At 65.4% G+C, this 23,711-nt stretch carries 23 protein-coding genes; 6 read left to right on the forward strand and 17 right to left on the reverse strand.

Annotation, left to right across the window (positions count from 1 at the left end):
- Positions 1–55: 55 nt before the first annotated feature.
- The 5 genes from QFZ30_RS13265 to QFZ30_RS13285 all read right to left on the reverse strand — a co-directional run bounded on the left by QFZ30_RS13265 (position 56) and on the right by QFZ30_RS13285 (position 4,736).
- On the reverse strand, positions 56–592 hold the full coding sequence (locus QFZ30_RS13265; RefSeq protein ID WP_307076918.1) for a hypothetical protein: 537 nt from the start codon (positions 590–592) through the stop codon (positions 56–58).
- Positions 589–1,296, reverse strand: a complete 708-nt coding sequence (locus QFZ30_RS13270; protein WP_307076920.1) for a MarR family transcriptional regulator — start codon at positions 1,294–1,296, stop codon at positions 589–591. Before QFZ30_RS13270 ends, QFZ30_RS13265 begins: the two co-directional genes overlap by 4 nt.
- A gap of 110 nt (positions 1,297–1,406) precedes the next feature.
- Positions 1,407–2,738, reverse strand: coding sequence for a M50 family metallopeptidase (locus tag QFZ30_RS13275; RefSeq protein WP_307076922.1), 1,332 nt, complete (start codon positions 2,736–2,738; stop codon positions 1,407–1,409).
- 20 nt (positions 2,739–2,758) lie between these two features.
- The gene (dxr, locus tag QFZ30_RS13280) at positions 2,759–3,943 is read right to left on the reverse strand and encodes a 1-deoxy-D-xylulose-5-phosphate reductoisomerase (protein WP_307076924.1); all 1,185 of its coding nucleotides are present in this window, start codon (positions 3,941–3,943) and stop codon (positions 2,759–2,761) included.
- A gap of 46 nt (positions 3,944–3,989) precedes the next feature.
- Positions 3,990–4,736, reverse strand: coding sequence for a sulfite exporter TauE/SafE family protein (locus tag QFZ30_RS13285; protein WP_307076926.1), 747 nt, complete (start codon positions 4,734–4,736; stop codon positions 3,990–3,992).
- A gap of 47 nt (positions 4,737–4,783) precedes the next feature.
- Between QFZ30_RS13285 and QFZ30_RS13290 the strand changes: the two genes are divergently transcribed.
- Entirely contained in the window at positions 4,784–6,250 is a 1,467-nt protein-coding gene (locus tag QFZ30_RS13290; protein ID WP_307076927.1) for a lipase maturation factor family protein, read from the forward strand.
- 29 nt (positions 6,251–6,279) lie between these two features.
- Here the strand turns inward: QFZ30_RS13290 and QFZ30_RS13295 are convergent, their stop codons facing one another.
- From QFZ30_RS13295 to QFZ30_RS13325, 7 genes are read right to left on the reverse strand one after another with little or no spacing between them, the layout of a single operon-like run.
- Positions 6,280–7,119, reverse strand: coding sequence for an HpcH/HpaI aldolase/citrate lyase family protein (locus tag QFZ30_RS13295; RefSeq protein ID WP_307076929.1), 840 nt, complete (start codon positions 7,117–7,119; stop codon positions 6,280–6,282).
- Entirely contained in the window at positions 7,116–7,700 is a 585-nt protein-coding gene (locus QFZ30_RS13300; protein WP_307076930.1) for a MaoC family dehydratase, read from the reverse strand. Before QFZ30_RS13300 ends, QFZ30_RS13295 begins: the two co-directional genes overlap by 4 nt.
- Positions 7,697–8,458, reverse strand: coding sequence for a CoA transferase subunit B (locus QFZ30_RS13305; protein WP_307076932.1), 762 nt, complete (start codon positions 8,456–8,458; stop codon positions 7,697–7,699). The genes QFZ30_RS13300 and QFZ30_RS13305 overlap by 4 nt, the downstream gene beginning before the upstream one ends.
- A gap of 2 nt (positions 8,459–8,460) precedes the next feature.
- A complete protein-coding gene (locus QFZ30_RS13310; RefSeq protein WP_307076934.1) occupies positions 8,461–9,273 on the reverse strand; it encodes a CoA transferase subunit A in 813 nt (270 codons plus the stop codon).
- Between the two features lie 20 nt (positions 9,274–9,293).
- The gene (locus QFZ30_RS13315) at positions 9,294–10,457 is read right to left on the reverse strand and encodes an acyl-CoA dehydrogenase family protein (protein WP_307076937.1); all 1,164 of its coding nucleotides are present in this window, start codon (positions 10,455–10,457) and stop codon (positions 9,294–9,296) included.
- Positions 10,444–12,711, reverse strand: coding sequence for an ATP-binding protein (locus QFZ30_RS13320; protein ID WP_307076939.1), 2,268 nt, complete (start codon positions 12,709–12,711; stop codon positions 10,444–10,446). The genes QFZ30_RS13315 and QFZ30_RS13320 overlap by 14 nt, the downstream gene beginning before the upstream one ends.
- 7 nt (positions 12,712–12,718) lie before the next feature.
- On the reverse strand, positions 12,719–14,326 hold the full coding sequence (locus tag QFZ30_RS13325) for a carboxyl transferase domain-containing protein (RefSeq protein WP_307076941.1): 1,608 nt from the start codon (positions 14,324–14,326) through the stop codon (positions 12,719–12,721).
- A gap of 145 nt (positions 14,327–14,471) precedes the next feature.
- On the opposite strand from QFZ30_RS13325, the gene QFZ30_RS13330 reads away from it, so the two are divergent.
- Complete coding sequence (locus tag QFZ30_RS13330) at positions 14,472–15,134, forward strand: SACE_7040 family transcriptional regulator (RefSeq protein WP_307076943.1); 663 nt, start codon at positions 14,472–14,474, stop codon at positions 15,132–15,134.
- Positions 15,135–15,215: 81 nt separating this feature from the next.
- Here QFZ30_RS13330 and QFZ30_RS13335 read toward each other — a convergent pair whose 3' ends face one another.
- Genes QFZ30_RS13335 through pdhA form a run of 3 tightly spaced genes read right to left on the reverse strand, consistent with a single transcriptional unit; the run spans position 15,216 to position 18,879 of the window.
- Positions 15,216–16,694 carry a dihydrolipoamide acetyltransferase family protein gene (locus QFZ30_RS13335; RefSeq protein WP_307076945.1) on the reverse strand — a complete coding sequence of 493 codons (1,479 nt, stop codon included), beginning with the start codon at positions 16,692–16,694 and terminating at the stop codon, positions 15,216–15,218.
- The gene (locus QFZ30_RS13340; RefSeq protein WP_307076947.1) at positions 16,691–17,701 is read right to left on the reverse strand and encodes an alpha-ketoacid dehydrogenase subunit beta; all 1,011 of its coding nucleotides are present in this window, start codon (positions 17,699–17,701) and stop codon (positions 16,691–16,693) included. Before QFZ30_RS13340 ends, QFZ30_RS13335 begins: the two co-directional genes overlap by 4 nt.
- Positions 17,701–18,879, reverse strand: a complete 1,179-nt coding sequence (pdhA, locus tag QFZ30_RS13345) for a pyruvate dehydrogenase (acetyl-transferring) E1 component subunit alpha (RefSeq protein WP_307076949.1) — start codon at positions 18,877–18,879, stop codon at positions 17,701–17,703. Before pdhA ends, QFZ30_RS13340 begins: the two co-directional genes overlap by 1 nt.
- Positions 18,880–19,074: 195 nt before the next feature.
- On the opposite strand from pdhA, the gene QFZ30_RS13350 reads away from it, so the two are divergent.
- The 4 genes from QFZ30_RS13350 to QFZ30_RS13365 all read left to right on the forward strand — a co-directional run bounded on the left by QFZ30_RS13350 (position 19,075) and on the right by QFZ30_RS13365 (position 21,583).
- Entirely contained in the window at positions 19,075–19,548 is a 474-nt protein-coding gene (locus QFZ30_RS13350) for an Lrp/AsnC family transcriptional regulator (protein ID WP_307076950.1), read from the forward strand.
- A 158-nt stretch (positions 19,549–19,706) separates the two neighbouring features.
- On the forward strand, positions 19,707–20,408 hold the full coding sequence (locus QFZ30_RS13355; RefSeq protein ID WP_307076952.1) for a hypothetical protein: 702 nt from the start codon (positions 19,707–19,709) through the stop codon (positions 20,406–20,408).
- A 119-nt stretch (positions 20,409–20,527) separates the two neighbouring features.
- Entirely contained in the window at positions 20,528–20,932 is a 405-nt protein-coding gene (locus QFZ30_RS13360) for a DUF4383 domain-containing protein (RefSeq protein WP_307076953.1), read from the forward strand.
- Positions 20,933–20,965: 33 nt separating this feature from the next.
- Entirely contained in the window at positions 20,966–21,583 is a 618-nt protein-coding gene (locus tag QFZ30_RS13365) for a hypothetical protein (RefSeq protein WP_307076955.1), read from the forward strand.
- 111 nt (positions 21,584–21,694) lie between these two features.
- Here QFZ30_RS13365 and QFZ30_RS13370 read toward each other — a convergent pair whose 3' ends face one another.
- On the reverse strand, positions 21,695–23,311 hold the full coding sequence (locus tag QFZ30_RS13370) for a solute symporter family protein (protein WP_307076957.1): 1,617 nt from the start codon (positions 23,309–23,311) through the stop codon (positions 21,695–21,697).
- On the reverse strand, positions 23,308–23,688 hold the full coding sequence (locus tag QFZ30_RS13375; RefSeq protein WP_307080253.1) for a DUF485 domain-containing protein: 381 nt from the start codon (positions 23,686–23,688) through the stop codon (positions 23,308–23,310). Before QFZ30_RS13375 ends, QFZ30_RS13370 begins: the two co-directional genes overlap by 4 nt.
- Positions 23,689–23,711 lie beyond the last annotated feature (23 nt).

A 23,711-nucleotide genomic window follows, 5' to 3' on the forward strand; every position in this document is an offset into this window, starting at 1 on the left:
ACCCGCAGACGGGCAGAATGACCCGGTATTCGAACCGCCGGCCCCGGAGGGGCACTCAGTGAAGGAACAGCACCTTCACAATGGCGGCAATGCCGGCAGCCCACAGCATGGACGTGAGCGTTCCGATGATGAACCGTTCAGCGGCCACGGGAGTTTCCTTCAGCTCAGCAAACCTGCCGAGGCCCTTGATGGCCACAACGTAGGCGATGGCCACCGGTTGGCCGGTCAGGATGGCCAGGCAGACGGCCAGGCGCTCCAGGATGCCAATGATCGCGCCGCCGCGGAGGATCCGCTTGCCTGAAACCCCGGATGGCTGGCTTGAACCGGACGACGACGGCTGGCCGGGTTCCGCTGTGAGCTCGCCATCGACTGCCTGGCCGGCGCCCCCTGCTCCCGCTGGGACGCCGGCGACGGTGTCCACCGTGACATCGGCGGACGGGTCCTCAGCGGCTTTCCTCTCGGCATCATCCGTTGCCGTCGCCGCGTCTGCTTTGTCGTCAATGGTCCTGGCCAGCCGGAACACGAGCGCCGTCACCGGCCATCCCACAAATCCGGCCACCAGCAGGGCCGCTGCAATCCAGAGTGCGTTCACCGGTCTCCTTCGTTAGGTGTTCCAGGCCCCGCAACAGTCCGGGGTGTGAGGATCTGGGAATGGGCGTACTCCAGGAGCATCGCCGCTGCGGGCCTGGCAGCCCATTCTTCCTGCCAGCCGGACCTGAGCACGGCACGGCTCACCGACTGTTCCGTTATTCCCAATTCCTTGGCCACGTGCTTCTGGCTGCCATGCTTGCCGCCACCGGCTTGGACAACACTGCGCAGCCGGTCAACAACCTTCCACTGGGCGTCCGTGCGTTCCTGGACCAGACGTCCGATCAGGCGGAGCACCGCTTCGGCGTTGGCGCAGGCCCTGGCTCCTTCCCTGGCATGCTGTGGCACCTCCATTCCACGGCCAATACTGCCCGACACCACTGACAATGGGACCTGGCCCGCCGCGCTCTTGGCATGCTCAACTGCCTTCCGGGCAGCCACGAATCCGCTTCCGGTCCCCTCCCGGGGGCTTGCGGCGACCGCCAGCTGCACTGCGCCGATTCCCACTCCGACGTACCAATGTCCGCTGCGCAATGCGTGCAGGGCGATGTCCACAACGTCATCGGCCCGCTCCAGGACGCCTTGGAGTTCATCGCCGACGGAGCGCTCAAAGGCGGCCGAGGTGAGGCCGCGCAACTGGGAGATAAGCTCCGGGACCCGGTCGACGTCCGCGCTGCTTCCGCGCTGATCGATCGTCATGACATACATGGCTTAACCATATGCGGCTTACTTGGCGATATCAATCATAATCGGCTGATTATTAGATATCAGTCGAAATAAGCTGATATTGAAAGATCACCTCTGGGAGTATCGGGTGCCTAGCCAAACAGATTGACGGGTTTAACGATGTCTGCGTAGATCAGCAGCGCGCTCATCCCCATCAGCAACGCCGCGACCACGTACGTCACTGGGAGGAGTTTGGCGATATCGAAGGCGCCCGGGTCCGGCTTGCCGAAAAGCTTGGCCACGCGCCGCCGGGCACCCTCGTATAGCGCGCCCGCAACATGGCCGCCGTCGAGCGGAAGCAACGGGACGAGGTTGAAGACCGCCAAGGCAAAGTTCAGCCCGGCCAGCAGCCCCACCAGGGCCCCCAGCCTGGACTGCAGCGGCACCTGTTCCATGGCGGCGACCTCGCCGGCCACCCGGCCCACGCCCACCACGCTGATGGGGCCGTTGGGATCACGAGGTTCCTCGCTGAACGCTGCCTTCGCTACACCCACCACCCGGGCCGGAAGGTTGAAGATGACACCGGCCACCTGGCTGATATTTTCTCCAGCCATGGGCAGAACGGACGACGCCGGCTGGGGCACCAGTTCGGTCTGCGCACCAATGCCCAGGAAGCCGACGTCCTGGTACAGGAGGTTGCCTGCGTCATCCTTCGCCTGGCGCCCGTCCACTCCGATGATGGGCCGCGCGGACAGCACCGGCTTCACGGAGGTGGTGACGGGCGCGCCGTCGCGTTCCACGGTGATGCTGACTTCCCGGCCGGCCGACGCGCGGATCCATTCCGTCAGCTGGTCCCAGCCTGCCACCGCTTTTCCGTCAAAGGAGGTCACCGTGTCGTTGGGCTTGAGTCCGGCGGCAGCAGCAGGCGTCAGCTGGCAGTCCGGGGAATCGGGATCAACGGTCTCGCCGGCAGCCACCTGGCATTTGGAGACATCGGAGATGGTGGTGGTTGCCGTGGCGACGCCGAACCCCATCAGCAGGACGGCCGTCAGCACCAGGCCGATCAGCAGGTTCATCGCAGGCCCGCCCAGCATAACGATGATCTTCTTCCACACCGGAAGCCGGTAGAACACGCGTTTCTCGTCTCCCGGCCCCACCTCCTCGTGGGCCATGGACCGGGCTTCCGTGGCCAGGGTCTGGAACATGCCGGTACTTGAGGGACGAACCGTCCCGTCTTCCTTGTTGGGTGGGTACATGCCGATCATGGACACGTAACCGCCCAGCGGAATGGCCTTGAACCCGTATTCGGTCTCGCCTTTTTGCTTTGACCAGAGGGTGGGGCCGAAGCCGATCATGTACTTGGTGACGCGCACCTTGAAGAGCTTGGCGGGCACCAGGTGCCCAACTTCGTGCAGCGCGATGGACGCGGCGATGCCGATCGCCACGAAGACGACACCGAGGACAAAAAGGAGAACGGGACTCATATCTGTGGTTCTGCTGCTTCCTAGAGACTGCTGACTGCTAAACGTTCGTGGGTGCGCGCACGTGCCCAGTTTTCAGCATCCAGCACTGACTCAACCGTCAGCCCGGAGGATCCTGAATGTTCACTGAGAACGGAACCGATGGTATCCACGATGTCCGTGAACCGGATGCGGCCATCATGGAAGGCCGTGACGGCCTCCTCGTTGGCAGCGTTGAACACTGCGGGGAACGTGCTCCCCTGCTTGGCGGCGTCTTTGGCGAGGTCCACGGCCGGGAACGCACCGGCGTCCAACGGCTCGAACGTCCAACTGGTGGCCTGCGTCCAGTCGCACGCGGAAGCGGCCTTGGGCACCCTGTCCGGCCAGCCCAGCCCCAGCGCGATCGGCAGCCGCATGTCAGGCGGGGATGCCTGGGCAATAATGGAGCCGTCCACGAACTGGACCATGGAGTGGACCACTGACTGGGGGTGGACCACAACGTCGATCCGGTCGAGCGGGATGTCGAAAAGCAGGTGCGCTTCAATCAGCTCAAGGCCCTTGTTGACCAGGGTGGCCGAATTGGTGGTGACCATCAGGCCCATGTCCCAGGTGGGGTGGGCCAGCGCTTCCCGGGGTGAGACGTTGTGGAGCTCTTCCTTGGTCCGGCCGCGGAAGGGGCCTCCGGATGCGGTCAGGATCAGTTTTTCCACCTCGTCCGCGGAGCCGGAGCGCAGGCATTGGGCGATAGCCGAATGCTCGGAGTCCACGGGCACGATCTGGCCTTCCCGTGCGGCGGCCTTGACCAGTGCTCCGCCCACGATCAGGGATTCCTTGTTTGCCAGCGCCAGCGTGGCACCCGATTTGAGGGCAGCCAGCGTGGGAGCAAGCCCGATGGAGCCGGTGATGCCGTTGAGCACCACGTCCGCGTCCACCTCCGCGATGCGGGTTGACGCATCATGCCCTGCGATGATGTCCGGCCGGTAGTCCGGCATTCCTGCGGCCCTCGCCGCTTCTCCAATGAGTTCCCCAAGCCGCCTCGCGTCCCCGGCGGCAATGCCCACTGCCCTGGCGCCCGTGTGGACAGCCTGGCTGGCAAGGAGCTCCAGGTTCCCTCCCCCGGCGCTCAGCGCCACAACTTCAAACAGGTGCGGGGCGCCGTCGACGACGTCAATCGCCTGGGTGCCGATGGAACCGGTGGATCCGAGGATGACGATTCTGCGTGGCTGCATTGCTTAAGTATCCCGCACGGTGATGGAGTGGATTGGCAGCTGCAGGTCAGGCCGCTGCCAGCTCCACAAATCCCTTGGCCAGAGTGGAGACGGCTCCCAGATAGGCGATGGCCACCACAATCCCGCGGACAGCGCCGGGCCGCACCCGGCCGGTCAACAGGTCGCCGGCAACTATTCCGGTGATCATGGCGGCCAGGATCCCCAGCCACTGCCAGCCCTCAAGGGCCGGCACGTGCCCGCCGGAGAGGACGTATTTGCTGACCAGGGACGTCAGGCCGGTGGTCACGAAGTAGGGCTGCAGGGTGGCGCTGAAGCTTTTCTGTTCCCAGCGGGTGGCGATGGCGTAGGCGGTGATGGCCGGGCCGCCCACACCTGCGGCCGCGTTCATGAGTCCGCTCGAAAAGCCCAGCGATACCAGGGGAACCGGCCCGCTGGCATGCCACGTGCTCCGGGTCAGCCGCTGGGATGCCAGCAGCGCAAAGATCAGCAGCACGCCGATGCAGATTTCCAGCGGAGCTTCGGGGACGTTGCTGGCCAACCACGCACCGGGCAGCACCCCGGCGACGGCGGCGAGCGCCAGTCCGAGATACCGCCGCCAGTGCACATCCCGCCAAACCCTGGACAGGATCAGGAGGGATGATGTTGCGCCGCACAGGTTGATGATCATAACGCCGTCGAAGGGTCCCAGGAGTACCACCAGGACAGGAGAGACCAGAAGCCCGAACCCCAGGCCGGCCAGCCGTTGGGCCAGTGCCCCTGCGACGACGGCAATGAGCACCCATGCGAACATCATCCGATCCTAGTGGGCGTGCAGCGGATGGCGGGCGTAACGTGGAATGCGTGGACTGGGTTTCCTGGTTCGATGCGCCGGAGTATGAATTTGCCCGGCAAGTGCTGCAGCGTGGCGTCGCGGCGCTCTACTTCGTTGCGTTCCTGTCCTCCCTCAACCAGTTCCCGGCACTCCTGGGCGCACGCGGGCTGCTTCCCGTTCCCGATTATCTGGAGGCGTTCAGCGCACGCGGCAGGCCCACCCTGTTCCGCTGGCGCTATTCGGACCGGCTGCTCCGCGCAGTCTGCGGGACCGGGCTGGCCATCTCCGCGCTGCTGGTGGCCGGGCTTCCCCAGCTCGGGCCGCCGTGGCTGCCGATGATTGCTTTCCTGTCCCTGTGGCTGCTGTACATGTCGATCGTGAACGTGGGGCAGACGTTCTATGGTTTCGGGTGGGAGATGCTCCTCCTGGAAGCCGGCTTCACGGTGGCTTTCCTGGGTTCGGACCAGACGGATCCGCCGCGCACCATCCTGATCCTGGTGGCCTGGCTGGTGTTCCGGCTGGAGTTCGGCGCCGGCATGATCAAGATCCGCGGAGGGCGGGAGTGGCGCGACCTCACAGCCCTCTACTACCACCACGAGACCCAGCCGATGCCGGGGCCGCTGAGCCGGCAGGCACATCTCCTGCCAAAGCCCTTCCACCGCCTGGAGGTGCTGGGCAACCATTTCGCCCAGCTTGTGGTGCCCTTTTTCCTCTTCGCTCCCCAGCCGCTCGCAAGCGCCGCGGCAGGCATCGTCATCTTCACCCAGCTGTGGCTCGTGGCCAGCGGCAATTTCGCCTGGCTCAACTGGATTGCCATTGTGCTGGCCTTCGCCGCGGTCAGCGATCCCGTGGCACATGCAGTGCTGCCGGTCATTCCCTTGGACTGGCATCCGGGGGACGCAGCCGGGGAGACTCCCCTGTGGTGGCTTGTCATCACCCTCGCGGCGACTCTCCTGCTGGTGGTCCTGAGCTACTGGCCGGTGCGCAACCTGCTCTCCAGGCGCCAGCTGATGAACGCGAGTTTCAACCGCTGGCAACTCGTGAACACCTACGGCGCGTTTGGCACGGTCACCAAGCAGCGGATCGAGATTGTGGTGGAAGGCACCCTGGACGAAGACCCGGACGAGTCCGCGGACTGGCGCGAGTACGGCTTCAAGGGAAAACCCGGGGACGTGCGCCGGCTGCCGCGGCAGTGGGCCCCCTACCATCTGCGGCTGGACTGGCTCATGTGGTTCCTGCCGCTCCGCTCGGTGCACGAGGAATGGTTCTATGCCTTCCTCGCCAAGCTGCTGGAAGCGGACAGACAGGTGCTGCGGCTACTGCGCCACGACCCGTTCGACGGCGGGCCGCCGCGCTGGGTGCGCGCCCGCAGCTACCTGTACCGCTTCGCCACCCGGACCGAGTTCCGTGATACCGGCGAACGATGGATCCGGACCCCGCTCTATGAAGCCATCCCGCCGCTCTCGCTCCGGCGATCGCCCGGGCGCAGGATGTAGGGCCGGATGCGGCGGCTGATGAAGATGATCTAGGCGTGGGCTCCGGCGCGGCGGATGGTGGCCTCTGCATGCTTGAGGATGGGGCCATCGACCATCTTGCCGTTGTACTGGAAGACGCCTGATCCAGCTGTTGCGGCGGCGTGCAGCAGCTCGGTTGCCTCCGCGACGTCGGCCTCGGAGGGGGCATAGGCGCCCCGGACCACGTTCACCTGGGTGGGGTGGATGCAGGCCTTGGAGCTGAATCCCGAGGCCACCGCATCGCCGGCCTCCAGGGCCAGGCCTGCGAGGTCCGGGATATTGACGTACACGGCGTCCACGGCTTCTTTCCCGAAAGCGCCTGCGGCCAGCAGCACCGAGGACCGGGCGTGGAGCGCGACAGCGCGGTAGCCGCCGTCGTCCTTCCTGCTGGAGGTGCCGCCGAGCGAAGCCAGCAGGTCCTCGGCCCCCCACATCAGCGCCACCACGTTGGAGGCTGCGGCAATGGCGGGGGCATTCAGGACCCCGGCGGCAGTCTCGCACAGGGCGATCACATGGAAGTCCGCGAGGGCTTCCAGCTGTTCGGCGCTCTCCGTCTTGGCCAGCATTACGGTCCGGTAGGGTGTGTGGGCCAGGCAGTGGAGGTCCTTTTCGAACTCTTCGGTGCCGGACGGGTTGATCCGGATGATGGTGCGGCTGGGATCCAGCTCCGGCACTTCGGCCTCCGCACCGAGCTGTGCGAGGATGGCGCCCCGGGCCCGCTGCTTCTCCGCGGGAGCCACGGCATCCTCCAGGTCCAGGATGACGGCATCGGCGCGTTCGGCGGCCTTCTGGTAGCGCTCGGGCCGGTCGGCCGGGCAGAACAGCAGGGCAGGTCCCATCACAAAGGTCATAGGGCCATTGTCCCCTTTCCGCTCCCCTTTTTACTCCCCTCTTGGCTGTCCTCTTGGCTGCGGGCGTGGGCGTCCCGTGTCCACATCAGGCAGGTCCTGGTGGCCCGGGCCACTACCGTGCCGTCCTGGTTCCTGCCGGTGTGGATCATGGTCACGATTCCCTGCCCCGGCCGCGATTCCGATGGCCGCTTCAGGATGATCACGGTCTCGGTATAGAGCGTGTCACCGTGATACAGCGGATGTGGAAAAGAGACGTCGGTCAGTCCAAGCTGGGCGATGATGGTGCCCTGGGTCAGCTGCGACACTGACTGGCCCACCACCGTGGCCAGCGTGAACATCGAGTTCACCAGCCGCTGGCCAAACGGTTGCCCCGCACTCCAGGCGGCGTCGAGGTGCAGCGCCTGGGTGTTCATGGTGAGGGTGGTGAAGAGGACGTTGTCCGCTTCCGTCACAGTCCGGCCGGGACGGTGGGCATACACCACGCCTTCCTCCAGCTCGTCAAAGTAGAGGCCGCGCTGTTGGATGACGCGCGGTTCGACGACGCCACGCTCGCTCTCCTCCGGCCCAGGCATACCCGTCATACCGTCAGTTCCCGGTCTTCTTCGAAGAGCTCCGCTCCGGTGGCGGCCGCCACGTCTTCAATGGAGACATTGGGCGCAAGTTCGCGCAGCACCAGCCGGGAACCGCCGCCCTCGGTCACGACGTCGATCACCGCGAGGTCAGTGATGATCCGGTCAACACACCCCTTTCCCGTCAGGGGCAGGCTGCACCGCTCCACGATCTTGGGGTTGCCGTTGCGGTCCACGTGTTCCATCATGACAATCACCTTCTTGGCCCCGAAGACCAGGTCCATGGCCCCGCCCATACCCTTGACCATCTTGCCCGGGATCATCCAGTTCGCCAGGTCCCCGTTGACGGCCACCTCCATGGCGCCCAGCACAGCCACGTCCACGTGCCCGCCGCGGATCATGCCAAACGATGATGCGGAGTCGAAGAACGCCGCGCCTGGTTTGACGGTGACCGTTTCCTTTCCCGCATTAATCAGGTCCGGGTCCACCTGCTCCTCCGCCGGATACGGGCCGACACCGAGGATCCCGTTTTCCGAGTGCAGCACCACTTCCACGCCAGCGGGAATGTAGTTGGGGATCAGCGTGGGCATACCAATGCCCAGGTTGACGTACTGACCGTTGCTGAGCTCCTGCGCCACGCGGGCGGCGAGTTCGTTCCGTGTCCAGCCTTTGCTCTCGGGAAGGGTGCCGTCCTGGTGCGCGACGGCGGCGCGCCGGTATTCGTGGCGGACGCCTTCGGGGCGGGGCGCCTGTGGGGTGTTCGGATCCATCGCTACGCTCCTGCCTGTGGGGCCTGTTGGGCGGTTGTTGCGGGGCTGCCGTACCCCGACGGGGCGGTCAGTGCCACGGTCCGCTTTTCAATGCGCTTCTCCCCCTGGGCCGCAACCACCACGCGCTGCACAAAAATGCCTGGCGTGTGGACATGCTCCGGATCCAGTTCCCCCGGTTCCACCAGTTCCTCCACCTCGGCGATGGTGATCCGGCCTGCCATGGCGCAAAGCGGATTGAAGTTCATGGCCGTTGCGTGGAAGACCAGATTGCCGTGGCGGTCGCCCTTCCAGGCATGGACCAGGCCGAAATCGGGCGTCAGTGACTCCTCCAGGACGTAGTCCACACCGTTGAAGGTACGCACTTCCTTGGCGGCGGAGGCGACCGCGATGCCGCCGTCGGCGTCGTACTTCTGCGGAAGGCCGCCGTCGGACACCTGCGTACCGACGCCCGCCTTGGTGTAGAACGCCGGGATCCCGGCCCCGCCCGCCCGGAGTTTTTCCGCGAGCGTTCCCTGCGGGGTCAGCACCACCTCCAGCTCACCTGACAGGTACTGGCGGGCGAACTCCTTGTTTTCGCCGACATAGGAACTGACGGTGCGCCGGATCCGGCCGTCGCGGAGCAGGACGCCCAGGCCCCAATCGTCCACGCCGCAGTTGTTGCTCACCGTTTCAAGGTTTGTGGTGCCGTTGCGGTGCAGTGCCTCAATCAGGGCCACCGGAATCCCGCACAGGCCGAACCCGCCCACGGCCAGGGACGCGCCGTCGGGAATGTCCGCAACTGCCTCCTCGACGCTGGCAACAACCTTGTTAATCATCAGTGATCCTTTCAGGCCGGCTACAGTCCCAGTTCGCGGGCGATAAGCATCAGCTGGACCTCTGTGGTGCCTTCCCCCACTTCAAGGATCTTGGAGTCGCGGTAGTGACGTGCCACAGTGAATTCGTTGATGAAGCCATAGCCGCCGAACACCTGGGTGGCGTCCCGCGCATTGTCCATGGCTGCCTCGCCTGCGACCATCTTAGCGATGGCCGCCTGGGTCTTGAACGGCTTGCCGGCGAGCATCCTCGCGGCGGCGTCGTAGTAGGCCAGCCGGGCCGTGTGGGCACGGGCCTGCATGCGGGCAATCTTGAAGGAAATGGCCTGGTACTTGCCGATATGGTGGCCGAAGGCACTGCGCTCCTTGGCGTATTTCACGGACAGGTCCACACAGCCCTGGGCGGCTCCCGTGGCCAGGGCAGCAATGGCGATCCGGCCCTCGTCCAGGATGGAGAGGAAGTTGGCGTACCCGCGGCCCTCCTCACCAAGCAGGTTCTCCTCCGGGACCCGGACGTCCTTCAGCGTGAGGGGATGCGTGTCCGAGGCATTCCAGCCCACCTTGTTGTAGGCCTTCTCCGCCTTGAAGCCCGGTGTGCTGGTGGGCACCAGGATGGTGGAGATCTCCTTCTTGGTGCTGCCGTCCTTGCGTTCTTTCCGGCCCGTCACCGCAGTGACCGTGACCAGGCGGGTGATGTCGGTCCCGGAGTTGGTGATGAACTCCTTGTTGCCGTTGATGACCCAGTTCCCATTCTCACGCCGGGCATGGGTCTTGGTGCCGCCGGCATCAGATCCCGCTTCGGGCTCGGTAAGTCCAAAGCCGGCGAGCGCCTTTCCGGAAGCCAGCAGCGGCAGCCACTCCTTCTTCTGTGCGTCCGTGCCGAAGCGGTGCACGGGCATGGCGCCCAAGGAGACGCCTGCCTCCAAAGTGATGGCCACGGACTGGTCCACCCTGCCCAGCTGCTCGAGGGCGAGCGCCAGGGCAAAGTAGTCGCCGCCCATCCCGCCGAACTCCTCCGGGAAGGGCAGCCCGAAGAGGCCCATGTCTGCCATCTGGGACACTACCTCGTAGGGGAAGCTGTGTTCCTCATCGTGCTTGGCGGAGACCGGTGCCACGACACTGTCCGCAAAGTCCCGGACGGTGTCGCTGAGGTCCTGGTACTCCTCGCTGAGTTCAAAATCTGCCATGGCTAGGCTCCCTGCCTGTGTTGATTGGATCCTGATGTATCTGCCCTTGCTCCGAGTGCGGCTCCGGCTCCGCCGCGGGGTCTGGCTCCGGGTGGATGGTGGCGAGAACCTGGTCCGCTTTCACGAGGTCGCCTGACCTGATGGTGATGTGCACCGTTCCGGCCAGCGGCGCCAGCAACTGGTGTTCCATTTTCATGGCCTCCACAGAGAGCAGCACCTGGCCGGTTTCCACTCGCTCGCCGTCAGCTACGGAGACAGACACCACCGTGCCAGGCATCGGCGAGCGCACTTCCGGGTCAGCCGCGCCTTCCTCACGTTGGATGGCGGCCAGCACGCGTGCCAGCTTCGCTTCACGGCTCAACACCCGGAGCCCGCAGGACCAGCCGTCACTGCCCAGGAAGAGCTCCGTGGGCGCGCCGGGCTCAGGATTGCTCCAGCTCGGAGTGACCGGGCCTGTGTAAACCGGCGCGACGGCATACTCCCGGGCCTCACCGTCGAGGGTCAGCACGGTGTGGTGCCGGGCACTGAAATCCAAGGACGCCGTCCGTTCCGGCCCGCCGTCAACGGACACCAGAACGTCACCCGCTGTCACGTCACCCTTCAGGGCGACGACTGCAATTCCGCCGTCGGAGGTTCCCAGGCTGATCCGCCGCGGAACCCGGACGCCCAGCCGCCAGCCCTCCCGGCGCTGCCAAGGTCCTGCTGCCGGTTCGTTCCTTTCCTGCTCCTGCACCTTGGCCTGGACGTACATGGCGGCAGCCACGAATTCGGCGTCCCCGATCCGCCGGAACTCGAAACCGGGCATCTTCCGTTCGATCAGACCCGTGTCGAGGCGCCCGGCCCGGACGTCGGCGTCGTTGATCAGCAGCCGCAGGTATTCAACGTTGGTTTCCACACCCAGCACCGTGTAGCCGGCGAGCGCCGCGTCCAAGGTGTCCAGGGCGGCTGTCCGGTCCCCGCCCCAGGCAATGACCTTGGAGATCATCGGGTCATAGCTGGAAGATATTTCGAGGCCATCTAACAGGGCGGAGTCCACGCGGACGCGGCCGCTGCCGGTCTTCGCCTCAACGCTGGCGGGGGCACTGGGGCGCTGCTTCGGTCCGGGCAGTTCGTTGAGCAGCAGCACTGTTCCGGTTGATGGCAGGAAGTTCTTCTCCGGTACCTCCGCATATACGCGTGCCTCCACCGCGTGTCCGTTGAGTTCGACGTCGGCCTGCGCCACGGTGAGCACCTCGCCAGCGGCGATCCGCACCTGCCATTCCACAAGATCAACACCGGTCACCATCTCTGTGACTGGATGTTCGACCTGCAGGCGGGTGTTCATCTCCATAAAGAAGAACTCGTCCGGGGCATCGTCCGAGACCAGGAACTCCACTGTGCCGGCTCCGCTGTAGTGGACGCTCCGGGCCGCCTGGCAGGCGGCCTCACCGATCCGGGCCCGGGTAGCGCCGTCGTCGTCCAAGGAATCCAGCAGCGGCGACGGCGCTTCCTCGATCACCTTCTGGTGGCGCCGCTGCAGGGAGCACTCACGCTCACCCAGATGGATCACGTTGCCGTGGTTGTCGGCCAGGACCTGCACCTCGATGTGCCGAGGTGCAGACACCAGCCGTTCCAGGAACAGGGTGTCGTCGCCGAAGGCGCTCGCCGCTACCCGCCGGGCCGTGGCCAGGGTGGCAGCCAGTTCCTCGGGACGTTCCACGATGTGCATGCCCTTTCCCCCGCCGCCCGCGGACGGCTTGATAAGCAGCGGGAACCCGACGCCGGCCGCGGCCTCGGTGAGCTGGCCGTCGGTGAGTCCCGGCTCCGCGATGCCGGGGACGACCGGAACGCCGTAACCGGCCACATGGTTCTTGGACCGGATCTTGTCCCCCATCACGTTCAGGGACTCGACGCCCGGCCCGATGAACGTGATGCCGGCCCCGTCCAGGGCGCGGGCAAAATCGACGTTCTCGCTCAGGAAGCCGTAGCCGGGGTGGACAGCTTCGGCGCCGGTGTCGCGGCAGGCCTGGATGATTGCCTCGATCTTGAGGTAGCTCTCGGTTGCAGCGGCGGGCCCGATCCGCACCGCAACATCGGCTTCGCGCACGTGGCGGGCGCCGGCGTCGGCATCGCTGTACACGGCGACGGAACGGATGCCCATGGCGCGCAGGCTCCGGATCACCCGGCAGGCGATCTCGCCGCGGTTGGCCACGAGCACGGTACCGAACAGCCCAGGCTTTACCGGTGCTTCGGTCATCTGGGGTGCCTCAGTCATCTTTGGCTCACATCCTGAACAGGCCGAAGGAGGTCTCCGGCAGCGGGGTGCGGGAAACGACGTCAAGGGCCAGCCCCAGGACGGTGCGGGTGTCCGCCGGGTCGATCACGCCGTCGTCCCACAGCCTGGCCGTGGAGTAGTAGGGGCTGCCCTGGTCCTCGTACTGCTGGCGGATGGGTGCCTTGAACGCTTCCTCATCCTCAGCGGACCAGTCCTCGCCGCGGGCCTCGTACTGGTCCCGCTTTACAGTGGCCAGGACGCTGGAAGCCTGGTTCCCGCCCATGACCGAGATCCGCGACGCCGGCCACATCCAGAGGAAGCGCGGCGAATAGGCCCGCCCGCACATGGAGTAGTTGCCTGCCCCGAAGGACCCGCCGATCACCACGGTCAGCTTCGGCACCCGCGCCGTGGCCACGGCGGTGACCATCTTCGCGCCGTTCTTGGCGATACCGCCCTGCTCCGAGTCCTTGCCCACCATAAAGCCGGAGATGTTCTGCAGGAAGAGCAGCGGAATGCCCCGCTGGTCGCACAGTTCGATGAAGTGGGCGCCTTTGAGGGAGGACTCGCTGAACAGGACGCCGTTGTTGGCCACGATCCCCACGGGGTGTCCGTGCAGCTTGGCAAACCCGGTGACCAGCGTAGTGCCGTACTCTTTCTTGAACTCGTGGAACCTGCTGCCATCCACCAGCCGGGCGATGACCTCGTGGACGTCATACTGGGCGTTGACGTCCGTGGGCACCGCGCCATAGAGGCCGTCCGGATCCGCCACGGGTTCGACGGCGGTGTCCACCTCCCAGGCCGGAGCGGCCGGACGGGGCAGGGTGGCCACGATGTCCCGGATGATCTGCAGGGCATGCTCATCGTTTTCGGCGAGATGGTCCGTGACGCCGGAGATCCTTGAGTGCACGTCTCCGCCGCCCAGCTCTTCCGCGGTGACGATCTCCCCGATGGCCGCCTTTACCAGCGGCGGCCCGCCCAGGAAGATGGTGCCCTGGTTGCGGACGATGACGGTTTCATCGCTCATGGCCGGAACATAGGCACCGCCGGCCGTGCAGGAACCCATCACTGACGCTATCTGCGGGATCTTCGCAGCGGACAGCCGGGCCTGGTTGAAGAAGATCCTGCCGAAATGCTCCTTGTCCGGAAACACCTCGTCCTGCTTGGGCAGGAAAGCCCCGCCCGAGTCCACCAGGTAGATACAGGGCAGCCGGTTCTCCAGCGCGATCTCCTGGGCCCGTAGATGCTTCTTCACCGTCATCGGATAGTACGTGCCGCCCTTGACGGTGGCGTCGTTGGAAATCACCAACACCTGGCGGCCGTGCACCAGCCCGATGCCCGCGATGACGCCGGCGCCCGGTGAATCGTTGTTGTACATCCCGTTCGCGGCAAGCGGCGCGATCTCCAGGAACGGGCTGCCGTCGTCCAGCAGTTGGTCGATGCGTTCCCGCGGCAGCAGCTTCCCCCTGGCAACGTGGCGTTCGCGCGACTTTTCCGGTCCGCCCAGGGCCGCTTCCGCCAGCTTGTCCCGCAATTCGCCGGCGAGCGCCAGCTGCGCCCTGCGGTTCGCCGCGAAGGCATCGCCCGTTGCGTCCAGCCGGCTGACGAGGGTCTCCATGGACTGGGTCCGTTCCTGTTCCACTCAGAGCCACAAGGGGCCAACTCGGTTAGTGTTGTGTAACTGGGATTTAGGTTAGTCTCTATTAACTGTGATGTCCAACACACGGCCGCCTTGCTAGAATTTGCAGGTCCAAGGAGGAAATGTGCCAACCACCCAGGCCACGCAATCTGGCCACCGGGGCCAGGCGACCGAGCGCAGCCAGGCCACCCAGCGAAGCCAGGCCAAGGAGAACCGGCGCCAGGCCCTGTTGGCCGCGGCTGCCTCCCTGTTTGCCGCGAACGGGTTCAACCGCGTCTCGTTGGAGGATCTTGGCGCCGCGGCCGGGGTCAGCGGACCGGCGGTGTACCGTCACTTCCCTGGCAAGCAGGCCGTACTGGGAGACTTGCTCCTCACCGTCAGCCGCGAACTGCTCGACGGCGGCCGTCGGGTGGTGGCCGAAGCGGCGGATCCGCTCGCTGCCCTGGGCCGGCTGGTGGAGTTCCAGGTGGATTTTGCCCTGGGCAAGCCGGACGTGATCCGCGTCCAGGACCGTGACTTCAGCAATCTCACCGAGCAGGACCAGGCCGACGTCCGTGCCCTGCAGCGCAGCTACGTTGAACTCTGGGTTGAGGTACTCGCAGGGCTGCACCCGGCCACCGACGCCGCCGAACTCCGGATGCGGGCCCACGCCACCTTCGGCCTGATCAACTCCACGCCACACTCGGTTCGCAGCCATGGCCGCAAGATGGCACCAAGGACTGCCCGGCCGCTTCTGGAGAGCATGGCTTTGGCGGCCCTGACCGTCGACGTGAAGCCGGCTTCCTAGCACGAACGGCCCAAGCCCGCATGACCGTTGCTGGGCAGCAACGCTCATGCGGGCTTGGGCCGCTCATGCGGGGTCAGGGGGCTAGACCATCGTCAGGACCATGCCGGGCTCGGCCAGGATCGTGCCGATGTCGGCCAGGAACCGCGAACCCTGTTCGCCGTCCACCAGCCGGTGGTCGAAGGACAGGCTGAGCGTCATGACCTGGCGCAGGGCCACCTCGCCCTGGTACTCCCAGGGCGCCTTCCGGACCGCCCCCATGGCCAGGATGGCTGCCTCGCCCGGGTTCAGGATGGGTGTTCCGGCATCGATGCCGAAGACCCCGATGTTGGTGATGGAGATGGTGCCCCCGGACAGGCCGGCCGGCGATGTTTTGCCTGCGCGTGCCGTCTCCGTCAGTTCGGTCAGGGCTTCTGAAAGTTCGGGCAGGGACAGCGCGTCCGCGTCCTTGATATTCGGGACCGTGAGTCCACGCGGTGTTGCCGCGGCGATGCCCAGGTTCACGTAGTTGAACTGAATAATCTCCTGGCCCGCCTCGTCCCACCGCGAGTTCAGCGACGGATTCCGCCGGAGCGCAATCAGCAGCGCTTTGGCCACCAGGGTCAGCGGAGTGAGCTTGTACCCGGCAAAAGCACGGCTCGCCTTAAGCTTGGCGAGCAGCTCCATGGTGGGCGTGACATCCACGGTCAGGAACTCCGTCACGTGCGGCGCCGTGAACGCACTTGCCACCATCGCGGCGGCCGTGAACTTGCGGACGCCCTTGATGGGAGTGCGGACCTCGCGCTCCCGGGGCGCCCCAGGCCGCACACCAGTCTCCGGCCGGTCCGGAGCCGCGGCAAGGTGGTGCGCTGCGGCCGGAAGATCGCGGCCGCCGACAAAGTTCCGGACATCGTCCCTGGTGATCAGCCCGCCTGCTCCGGTGCCCGCGACCTCGACTAGTTCCACTCCAAGGTCTTTGGCCAGTTTCCGCACGGGCGGCGTGGACCGGGGACGTTCACCAGCCGGCGCAGCAAGTCCCGCCGTTGACGTCTCAGCAGCAGGTGCGCTGGGAAGAGGAGCCTCAGCAGCTGCTGGGTTGGAAACCAAGTTCCGGGGCCGCCGCACCGGGGGGCTTAAACTTTCGACGACGGCGCCATAGCCCACCAGGTTCGGTTGCCTTTTGGACGTCCCCGCCTCGGCTGTGCCCGCCCCGTTGGCGCTGGTCCCGTTCGTACCGCTCCCGCTCGTACCGCTCCCGGCCGTACCAGGTCCAGCGCCTGACCCGGCCACGCCCCCTCCAGCGGGCGCGGCGGCTGGCGACCCGCCGTCGTCGTCCGCTACCTCAAAGGAGACGATCGGCTTGCCCACCTCCACGATGCTGCCGGGCTGTTCATGGAGGGCCGTGATGACGCCGGCGAAGGGGGATGGCAGCTCGACCACGGCCTTGGCCGTTTCAACCTCAGCAATGACCTGGTTGAGGCTGACGGTGTCCCCAACCCCCACTTTCCAGCTGAGGATCTCGGATTCCGTGAGGCCTTCGCCGAGATCGGGGAGCCTGAATTCCTTGATCATGGTAGCGCTCATCCCTCCAGCCCGCTGAGCGAGTTCGGACGGCCCATGGCGCGGTCTACGCCGTCAAGGATCCTGTCCAGTCCGGGAAGATGATGCATTTCCAGCTTGGAATACGGGTACGGGATGTCGAAGCCGGTGACGCGGACCGGAGCAGCTTCCAGGTGGTAGAAACACCGTTCGGTGATGCTGGCCGCCACCTCGGCGCCGAGGCCGCCGGACTGCCCGGCCTCATGGGTGACCACCAGGCGGCCCGTCTTCCGCACGGAGGCCTCCACCGTGGCGTAATCCACCGGTGCCAGCGAGCGCAGGTCGATGACCTCGATGGACACGCCCTCATCCGCGGCGGCGGTGGCGGCGTCACGGGCGGTTTTGACCAACGGGCCGTAGGCCACGAGCGTCACATCAGTGCCTTCGGTGAGCACCCGGGCCGTGTCCATGGGGAGGGCGGTACGGGGATCGAGCGACTCGTCAACCTCTCCTTTGTCGTGGTAGCGGCGCTTGGGTTCGAAATACAGGACTGGATCATTGCAGGAGATTGCCTGCTGGATCACGGTGTGTGCATCCTGCGGATTGGAAACGCTCACCACCCGGAGGCCGGAGGTATGGGTGAAATAAGCCTCCGGTGATTCCGAGTGGTGTTCGGGAGAGCCGATGCCGCCGCCGAAAGGCACGCGGATGGTGATGGGCATCTTCACCGCACCCTGCGTCCGATAGTGCAGCTTGGCCACCTGGCTCACGATCTGGTCGAAGGCCGAGTAGACAAACCCATCGAACTGGATTTCAACCACCGGCCGGTAGCCCCGGTAGGCCAGGCCGACGGCAGTGCCGATGATCCCGGACTCGGCCAGCGGAGTATCCACCACGCGGTGTTTTCCGAAGTCCTTCTGGAGCCCGTCGGTCACCCTGAACACACCGCCAAGAGTGCCGATGTCCTCCCCCAGCAGGATGACCTTGGGATCGTTCTCGAGTGATTTGCGCAGGCCTGCGTTGATGGCACGGGCAAAGGTCATCTGGGTCATCAGCGTGCACCTTCTTCTGAAGCGGCTCCCGCGGGGTCACCGAAGGAAGCCAGGTAACGGGAGTAGTGGTCCTGCTGCCGGTCGAGCCAGGTGTTGGGTGCGCTGTAGACGTGCTTGAAGATGTCCAGCGGCTCCGGGTCGGCCATGGTGGTGCAGCCGGAGCGCATCTCGCGGGCCACGGCGTCGGCCTTGTCCCGGACATGCTGCTGCAGCTCTTCGGTCAGCAGGCCCTTGCGCTCCAGGAGCGACGCGACCCGGGAGATGGGGTCTTTCGCTGCCCAGTCCTCAAGCTCGTTGGCGTCACGGTAGCGGGTGGGGTCATCGGCGGTGGTGTGCGGACCCATGCGGTACGTGACGGCTTCGATGAAGGTGGGTCCGCCCCCGCGCCTGGCACGGTCCAGGGCTACGCGCGTGGCTGCCATCACGGCCAGGACATCGTTGCCGTCCACCCGCATGCTGGGGATACCGAATCCGGTGGCCCTGTCCGCGAGCTGGACGTGCGACTGCAGACGGACCGGCTCCGAGATGGCCCAGTGGTTGTTCTGGCAGAAGAAGACCACCGGTGCCTGGAAGCTTGCGGCGAAAACCATGGCCTCGTTGAGGTCACCCTTACTGGTGGCACCGTCACCGAAGTACGTCATGGCCACGGAATCCGCGCCGTCGTTCTGGATTCCCATCGCATAGCCCACGGCATGCAGGGTCTGTGCTCCGATGATGATCTGAGGCGTTGCCATGTTGATGGTGTACGGGTCCCATCCTGCGGACGCGTTCCCCCGCCACACCCGGATGATGTCCGTCAGGTCCACCCCGCGGCAATAGGCAACCCCGTTCTCCCGGTAGCTGGAGAACACAAAGTCATCTTCGCGCAGTGCCCTGCCTGAGCCGATCTGGGATGCTTCCTGCCCGAGCAGCGGCGGCCAAAGGGCCAGCTCACCTTGACGCTGGAGGGCCGTGGCCTCAACGTCGATCCGCCGGATGACAGTCATGTCCTCGTAGAGGGAGCACAACTGTTCGTCCGCGATGTCCTGCACCCAGGGGTCGAATTCCGGATGGCTGATCCGCTCCCCCGCCGGGGTGACCAGCTGGATCAGGTTCCTGCCGGATCCGCCGTGGTTTTCTGCACTGTTGCCGGGGCCTTCGGCGCTTGATGCGCCCTGGCCCGCTTCGTCTGTAGACACGATCGCCCGCAACCTTCTCACGTCGTTTGACCGGCTCCTGAGGACTTATGGTCCCGCCGGCCGCCGGCCGCCCGGGCGCCGTTGCCCCGGATAATTGTGACCATACTCACAATGCTCAATGGGTACAACCGCTGCAGCAATAACTGAGCAGAATGCTATGTTTCGTGGTCCCGGACCGTGCTAGCCTTGCGCATTATGCAAGCATTGGATGGCACAGACACCCGGCTGCTTTCGGCCCTCGCCGGCGACCCCCGACGGACCGTCGTGGCGCTGGCCCAGACGCTGGGCCTGTCCCGGAACACGGTGCAGGCCCGGTTGGCGCAGCTGGAGAAAAAGCACGTCTTCCTGTCCTTCGAACGGCGGATCAACCCTGTCTCCCTGGGGTATCCCCTGATGGCCTTCATCTCCGTGCATGTGCAGCAACAAAAGCTGGGCCAGCTTGCCCAGGACCTCGCCGGTGTTCCGGAAATACTTGAAGGCTACGGCCTCACCGGATCCGCCGATCTTCTCCTGCGCGTGGTGGCGGTGGACGCTGAGGATCTGTTCCGGATCAACGGCAAGATCCTGGCCTGCGACGGCGTCGACCGGACGGACACGGCCCTGGCCATGGGCGAACTCATTCCCTTCCGCATCCAGCCGCTGCTGGAGCGGAGATCCGGAGACGGCTAGGACGTTCCTGCCCTCACGTGCGGCTGGCTGCGCCATCCAGCGATACACAGCCCCTGGAGGCTGGGTTATAGGCTGGTCCAAGTTGAATCGATGGGGCGCCGGTCAGCGGGTCCCAGCAATAAGGCAGTGCACGTGCACGTTGCCGGAAAGGCTCCATCTTGAGCAATCCTCAGGAACCGTACCAGCCGGGTCAGACCGGCGCCGTGCCGCAGCAGCCACCGGCACCGCCACAGCAGCCACCGGCACCGCCACAGCACCAGCCCGCAGTACCGTACGGCACGCCGCAATATGCAGAGCAGCAGCCTCACGGCACACCCCAGTACGGTGCGCCCCAGGCCCCGCAGGGAGCACCAACCCAGGGCCAGTACGGGGCGCCGGGCCAGTACCCGGCCGCGCCCTTCGGCCTTCCTGGCCAGCAGCCGCCGGCCAGGGACCGCCGGAAGCTGTGGGTCATCCTGGGAATCGTGGGCGGAGTCCTGCTTCTGGTGGTCCTGGGTGTCGTCATTCTGGTCAACGTAGTGGGCGGGGCGGCCAACCAGGCAAAGGGCCTCGCGGATGGCTTCACCAAGCTGGTCATCGCCGGGGAAAGCTCACAAGCCTACGATGACTACCTGGACCCGGCCTTGAAGGAGCAGCTGTCCAAGGAAGACTTCATCGCCGGGGTCCAGAGCCTGGAAATGAATGACAGCTGCAAGCCGGCGTACAACGACGTCAAGGTCAGCTCGGAGAACGGTACCAACTCTGCCGATGTGGCCGGCCTCATCACCTGCGACAACAACAAAGCGGTTGAACTTGCCTACCGCTTCGAGGGCAAGGATGCGCCCAAGATGATCAACATCAAGCTGCGGCCCAAGGCTTAACCGCACTTCCCACCCATCCGCACGAACGCATGGTCCGAATTGCTTCCTGAGGGTTCCATCCGGGATCCCACAGTCTGGCTGGGATGGCAGATCCCCGCCCTACCGGAAGGATTCGGGCCATGCGCACATCTCCGAACCGTCTTATCGCCACCGTCTTCGGTGCCGTCTACCTGCTTGTCGGCCTCCTGGGCTTCGCGGTGACCTCGGGTATCGGCTTTTTCGCCACCGAGGGCAACAACCTCATCATTTTCGAAGTCAACCCGCTCCACAACGTCATCCACCTGGCCATCGGCGCTGCCCTCCTCTACGCCGGCCTCAAAAGCACCGCCACGGCCCGTACTGTGAACGCCGGGGTGGGTACGGTGTACCTCCTGGTGGGCGTGGTGGGCCTGTTCCTGCTGAGCTCGCCGCTAAACATCATTGCCCTCAACGGGGCGGATAACGTGCTGCACCTTGCCAGTGCCGTGCTCCTCCTGGGTGTGGGCCTGTCCCTGGACAAGTCTCCCGCCACCGCACGGGCCTAGGCCGTCATGGCTCCCCGGGGTTTGGGGGGATCCGTGGAGGGATGGGCAGCCGCCGCAGTCCGGCTCTTCGCCGGTTTCGCAGGGTTCGGGGCGGGTTCAGTGAACCTGGCTGTCTCCTCGAGCCTGCTTGCGGAGCGGGCGGGGGCCGGCAGCTCCGGGCAGGCAGCGTTCGGCATCCTGGCCGGGCTATGGGGAGCGGTGCTCGTCCTGGGGACCGTCTTCTCCCTGAACCGTGGCCACTTCCCCGCGCCGGCTTTGTCGGCCACGCTGCTGCTGGTTGCTTCCGGAATCCATGTCGCGGCCATTTGGCTCGGCCGTGGACCTTCCTCAGGCCTCAACCTCAGCCACCTTGCGGCGATGCTGCTGACATTGATGATTCTGGCCTCGGCCGCCTGGCTTCGGCGGAAGGAACAGGACGCGAAACAGCGCCGGGTGGGCCCGCAAGGGAAAAGCACTGACGACGGCGGATTTCCCGCCGCCGTCCGGCCCGGCCGCCTCCTGCTGGCTGCCTTTGCCGGAGCGGTGCTTGTTGCAGGAATCGCGACGCCGGGGCTTGCCGCTTCCACCGCCGGACAGTATGCCGTCCCGCACGGCCAGCACGGGGAACAGACAGACGGAACTGGCCATCTACCGAGTCATCATCAGCGCTGAGGGGAGGGAAAAGTCCCCGCACAAGACGGAAAGAGTCCCTGTGCCGTGGCACAGGGACTCTTTCCGTCTTGGCTTAGCCTGTCAGCCCTTCCGCTGACGGACTCCCGTGTCTCAGTGGTCCACGGCCTTCTCGGCGCCGACCCCGGTCAGGGACCTGACTTCCATTTCGGCCTGCTTGGCGGTGTCCTCCCGCTTCTTGTCCAGCACGGTGCCAAGCCAGCCCAGCAGGAATGCGAGCGGAATGGACACGATGCCGGGGTTGCTCAACGGGAAGAAGGCGAAGTTGGCACTCGGGATCATGGATGTCGTGGCACCGGAGACCACCGGTGAGAAGGCGATCAGGATGATGGCCGACCCCAGGCCGCCGTACATGCTCCACACGGCCCCCTGGGTGGTGAACCGGCGCCAGAACAGCGAGTAGACGATGGTGGGGAGGTTGGCCGAGGCGGCCACCGCAAAGGCGAGCGCCACGAGGAACGCCACGTTCTGCCCGTTGGCGAAGATGCCGCCGATGATGGCCATCACGCCAATCACCACAACGGTGCGCCGAGCCACCTTGACCTCAGTGTCGGCGTCGGCCTTGCCCTTGGCGATGACGCTTGCGTAGATGTCGTGGGCAAAGGACGCGGCGGCAGTGATGGTCAGCCCGGCCACTACGGCCAGAATGGTGGCGAAGGCCACCGCCGAGATGAAGCCGAGGAGCAGCGGTCCGCCGAGATAGAAGGCCAGCAGCGGTGCAGCCGAGTTAACGCCGCCCGGAGCGGACTTGATGGTTTCTGCCCCCACCAGGGCGGCTGCGCCGTACCCGAGGACCAGCGTGAACAGGTAGAACAGGCCGATCAGCCAGATGGACCACACCACTGACTTCCGGGCTTCCTTGGCCGTGGGGACGGTGTAGAAGCGCATCAGGACGTGCGGGAGGGCCGCCGTGCCCAGGACCAGGGCCAGTCCCAGCGACATGAAGTCCAGCTTGGACGTTTCAGACTTGCCGTACTGCAGGCCGGGGTTCAGGATGGCCGGGTTGTTTGCAGTCTCAACGGCACCGCCGAGCAGAGCGGAGACGTTAAAGCCATAGATCGCGAGGACCCAGAAGGTCATGACTGCGGCGCCGGCGATCAGCAGAATGGCCTTGATGATCTGCACCCACGTGGTGCCCTTCATGCCGCCGATCAGTACGTACATGATCATCAGGGCACCCACCACGATGATCACCAAGGCCTGTCCGCCCCAGTCGCTGATGCCCAGCAGCAGCGAAATCAGGCTCCCGGCGCCGGCCATCTGGGCCAGCAGATAGAAGAAGCACACGGCCAGCGTGGAGATGGCCGCTGCGATGCGCACCGGACGCTGCTTCAGCCGGAAGGAGAGGACATCCGCCATGGTGAACTTGCCGGTGTTCCGGAGCAGTTCGGCCACCAGCAGCAGCGCAACCAGCCAGGCCACCAGGAAGCCGATGGAGTACATAAAGCCGTCGTACCCGTTGATGGCAATCGCACCCGTGATTCCCAGGAACGATGCGGCGGACAGGTAGTCGCCTGCGATCGCCGTTCCGTTCTGCGATCCGGTGAATGAACGCCCGGCCGCATAGTAGTCCGCTGCGGTCTTGTTGTTCCGGCTGGCCCGGAGCACGATAATCATGGTGACGGCCACGAACAGGCCGAAGATCCCCATGTTCAGGAGCGTGGTGTCCTTGAGGGCGGCAACATCAACCGCCGTGGCAATTCCGATCATTTGGTCACTCCGCTCACGAGGTTGCCATGCTTATCAAACTCATGGCCTTCGATTTCGTTGCGGATCTCCGCCGCAATGGGGTCCAGCTTCCGGTTGGAGTAGCTGACATACCAGCCGGTGATGGCGAACGTGGAGACGAACTGCAGCAGGCCCAGGATCAGGCCGACGTTGATGTTGCCCCACACTTTGGTGGACATAAAGCCGACGGCGTAGTCAGCCAGCAGGACATATGCGAAGTACCACAGCAGGAATGCGATGGCCATGGGGAAAACAAAGCTGCGGTGACGTTTGCGCAGTTCCTGGAACCGCTCTGTCGACTGGACCTGTTCGAAGTCCACGGACGCCGCTGCGTCCGGAGTCTGGGCATCATTACCCATCATTCCTCCTCATTGAGACTTGC

Source organism: Arthrobacter pascens, from assembly GCF_030815585.1.
Classification (GTDB): domain Bacteria; phylum Actinomycetota; class Actinomycetes; order Actinomycetales; family Micrococcaceae; genus Arthrobacter; species Arthrobacter pascens_A.

What these genes read in the sequence shown, in the direction of transcription:
- QFZ30_RS13270 (WP_307076920.1), bottom strand. Translation starts at nt 1,296, where the DNA reads ATGTATGTCATGACGATCGATCAGCGCGGAAGCAGCGCGGACGTCGAC.
- QFZ30_RS13275 (WP_307076922.1), bottom strand. Translation starts at nt 2,738, where the DNA reads ATGAGTCCCGTTCTCCTTTTTGTCCTCGGTGTCGTCTTCGTGGCGATC.
- dxr (WP_307076924.1), bottom strand. Translation starts at nt 3,943, where the DNA reads ATGCAGCCACGCAGAATCGTCATCCTCGGATCCACCGGTTCCATCGGC.
- QFZ30_RS13285 (WP_307076926.1), bottom strand. Translation starts at nt 4,736, where the DNA reads ATGATGTTCGCATGGGTGCTCATTGCCGTCGTCGCAGGGGCACTGGCC.
- QFZ30_RS13295 (WP_307076929.1), bottom strand. Translation starts at nt 7,119, where the DNA reads ATGACCTTTGTGATGGGACCTGCCCTGCTGTTCTGCCCGGCCGACCGG.
- QFZ30_RS13300 (WP_307076930.1), bottom strand. Translation starts at nt 7,700, where the DNA reads ATGACGGGTATGCCTGGGCCGGAGGAGAGCGAGCGTGGCGTCGTCGAA.
- QFZ30_RS13305 (WP_307076932.1), bottom strand. Translation starts at nt 8,458, where the DNA reads ATGGATCCGAACACCCCACAGGCGCCCCGCCCCGAAGGCGTCCGCCAC.
- QFZ30_RS13310 (WP_307076934.1), bottom strand. Translation starts at nt 9,273, where the DNA reads ATGATTAACAAGGTTGTTGCCAGCGTCGAGGAGGCAGTTGCGGACATT.
- QFZ30_RS13315 (WP_307076937.1), bottom strand. Translation starts at nt 10,457, where the DNA reads ATGGCAGATTTTGAACTCAGCGAGGAGTACCAGGACCTCAGCGACACC.
- QFZ30_RS13320 (WP_307076939.1), bottom strand. Translation starts at nt 12,711, where the DNA reads ATGACTGAGGCACCCCAGATGACCGAAGCACCGGTAAAGCCTGGGCTG.
- QFZ30_RS13325 (WP_307076941.1), bottom strand. Translation starts at nt 14,326, where the DNA reads ATGGAGACCCTCGTCAGCCGGCTGGACGCAACGGGCGATGCCTTCGCG.
- QFZ30_RS13335 (WP_307076945.1), bottom strand. Translation starts at nt 16,694, where the DNA reads ATGAGCGCTACCATGATCAAGGAATTCAGGCTCCCCGATCTCGGCGAA.
- QFZ30_RS13340 (WP_307076947.1), bottom strand. Translation starts at nt 17,701, where the DNA reads ATGACCCAGATGACCTTTGCCCGTGCCATCAACGCAGGCCTGCGCAAA.
- QFZ30_RS13350 (WP_307076950.1), top strand. Translation starts at nt 19,075, where the DNA reads ATGCAAGCATTGGATGGCACAGACACCCGGCTGCTTTCGGCCCTCGCC.
- QFZ30_RS13360 (WP_307076953.1), top strand. Translation starts at nt 20,528, where the DNA reads ATGCGCACATCTCCGAACCGTCTTATCGCCACCGTCTTCGGTGCCGTC.
- QFZ30_RS13370 (WP_307076957.1), bottom strand. Translation starts at nt 23,311, where the DNA reads ATGATCGGAATTGCCACGGCGGTTGATGTTGCCGCCCTCAAGGACACC.
- QFZ30_RS13375 (WP_307080253.1), bottom strand. Translation starts at nt 23,688, where the DNA reads ATGGGTAATGATGCCCAGACTCCGGACGCAGCGGCGTCCGTGGACTTC.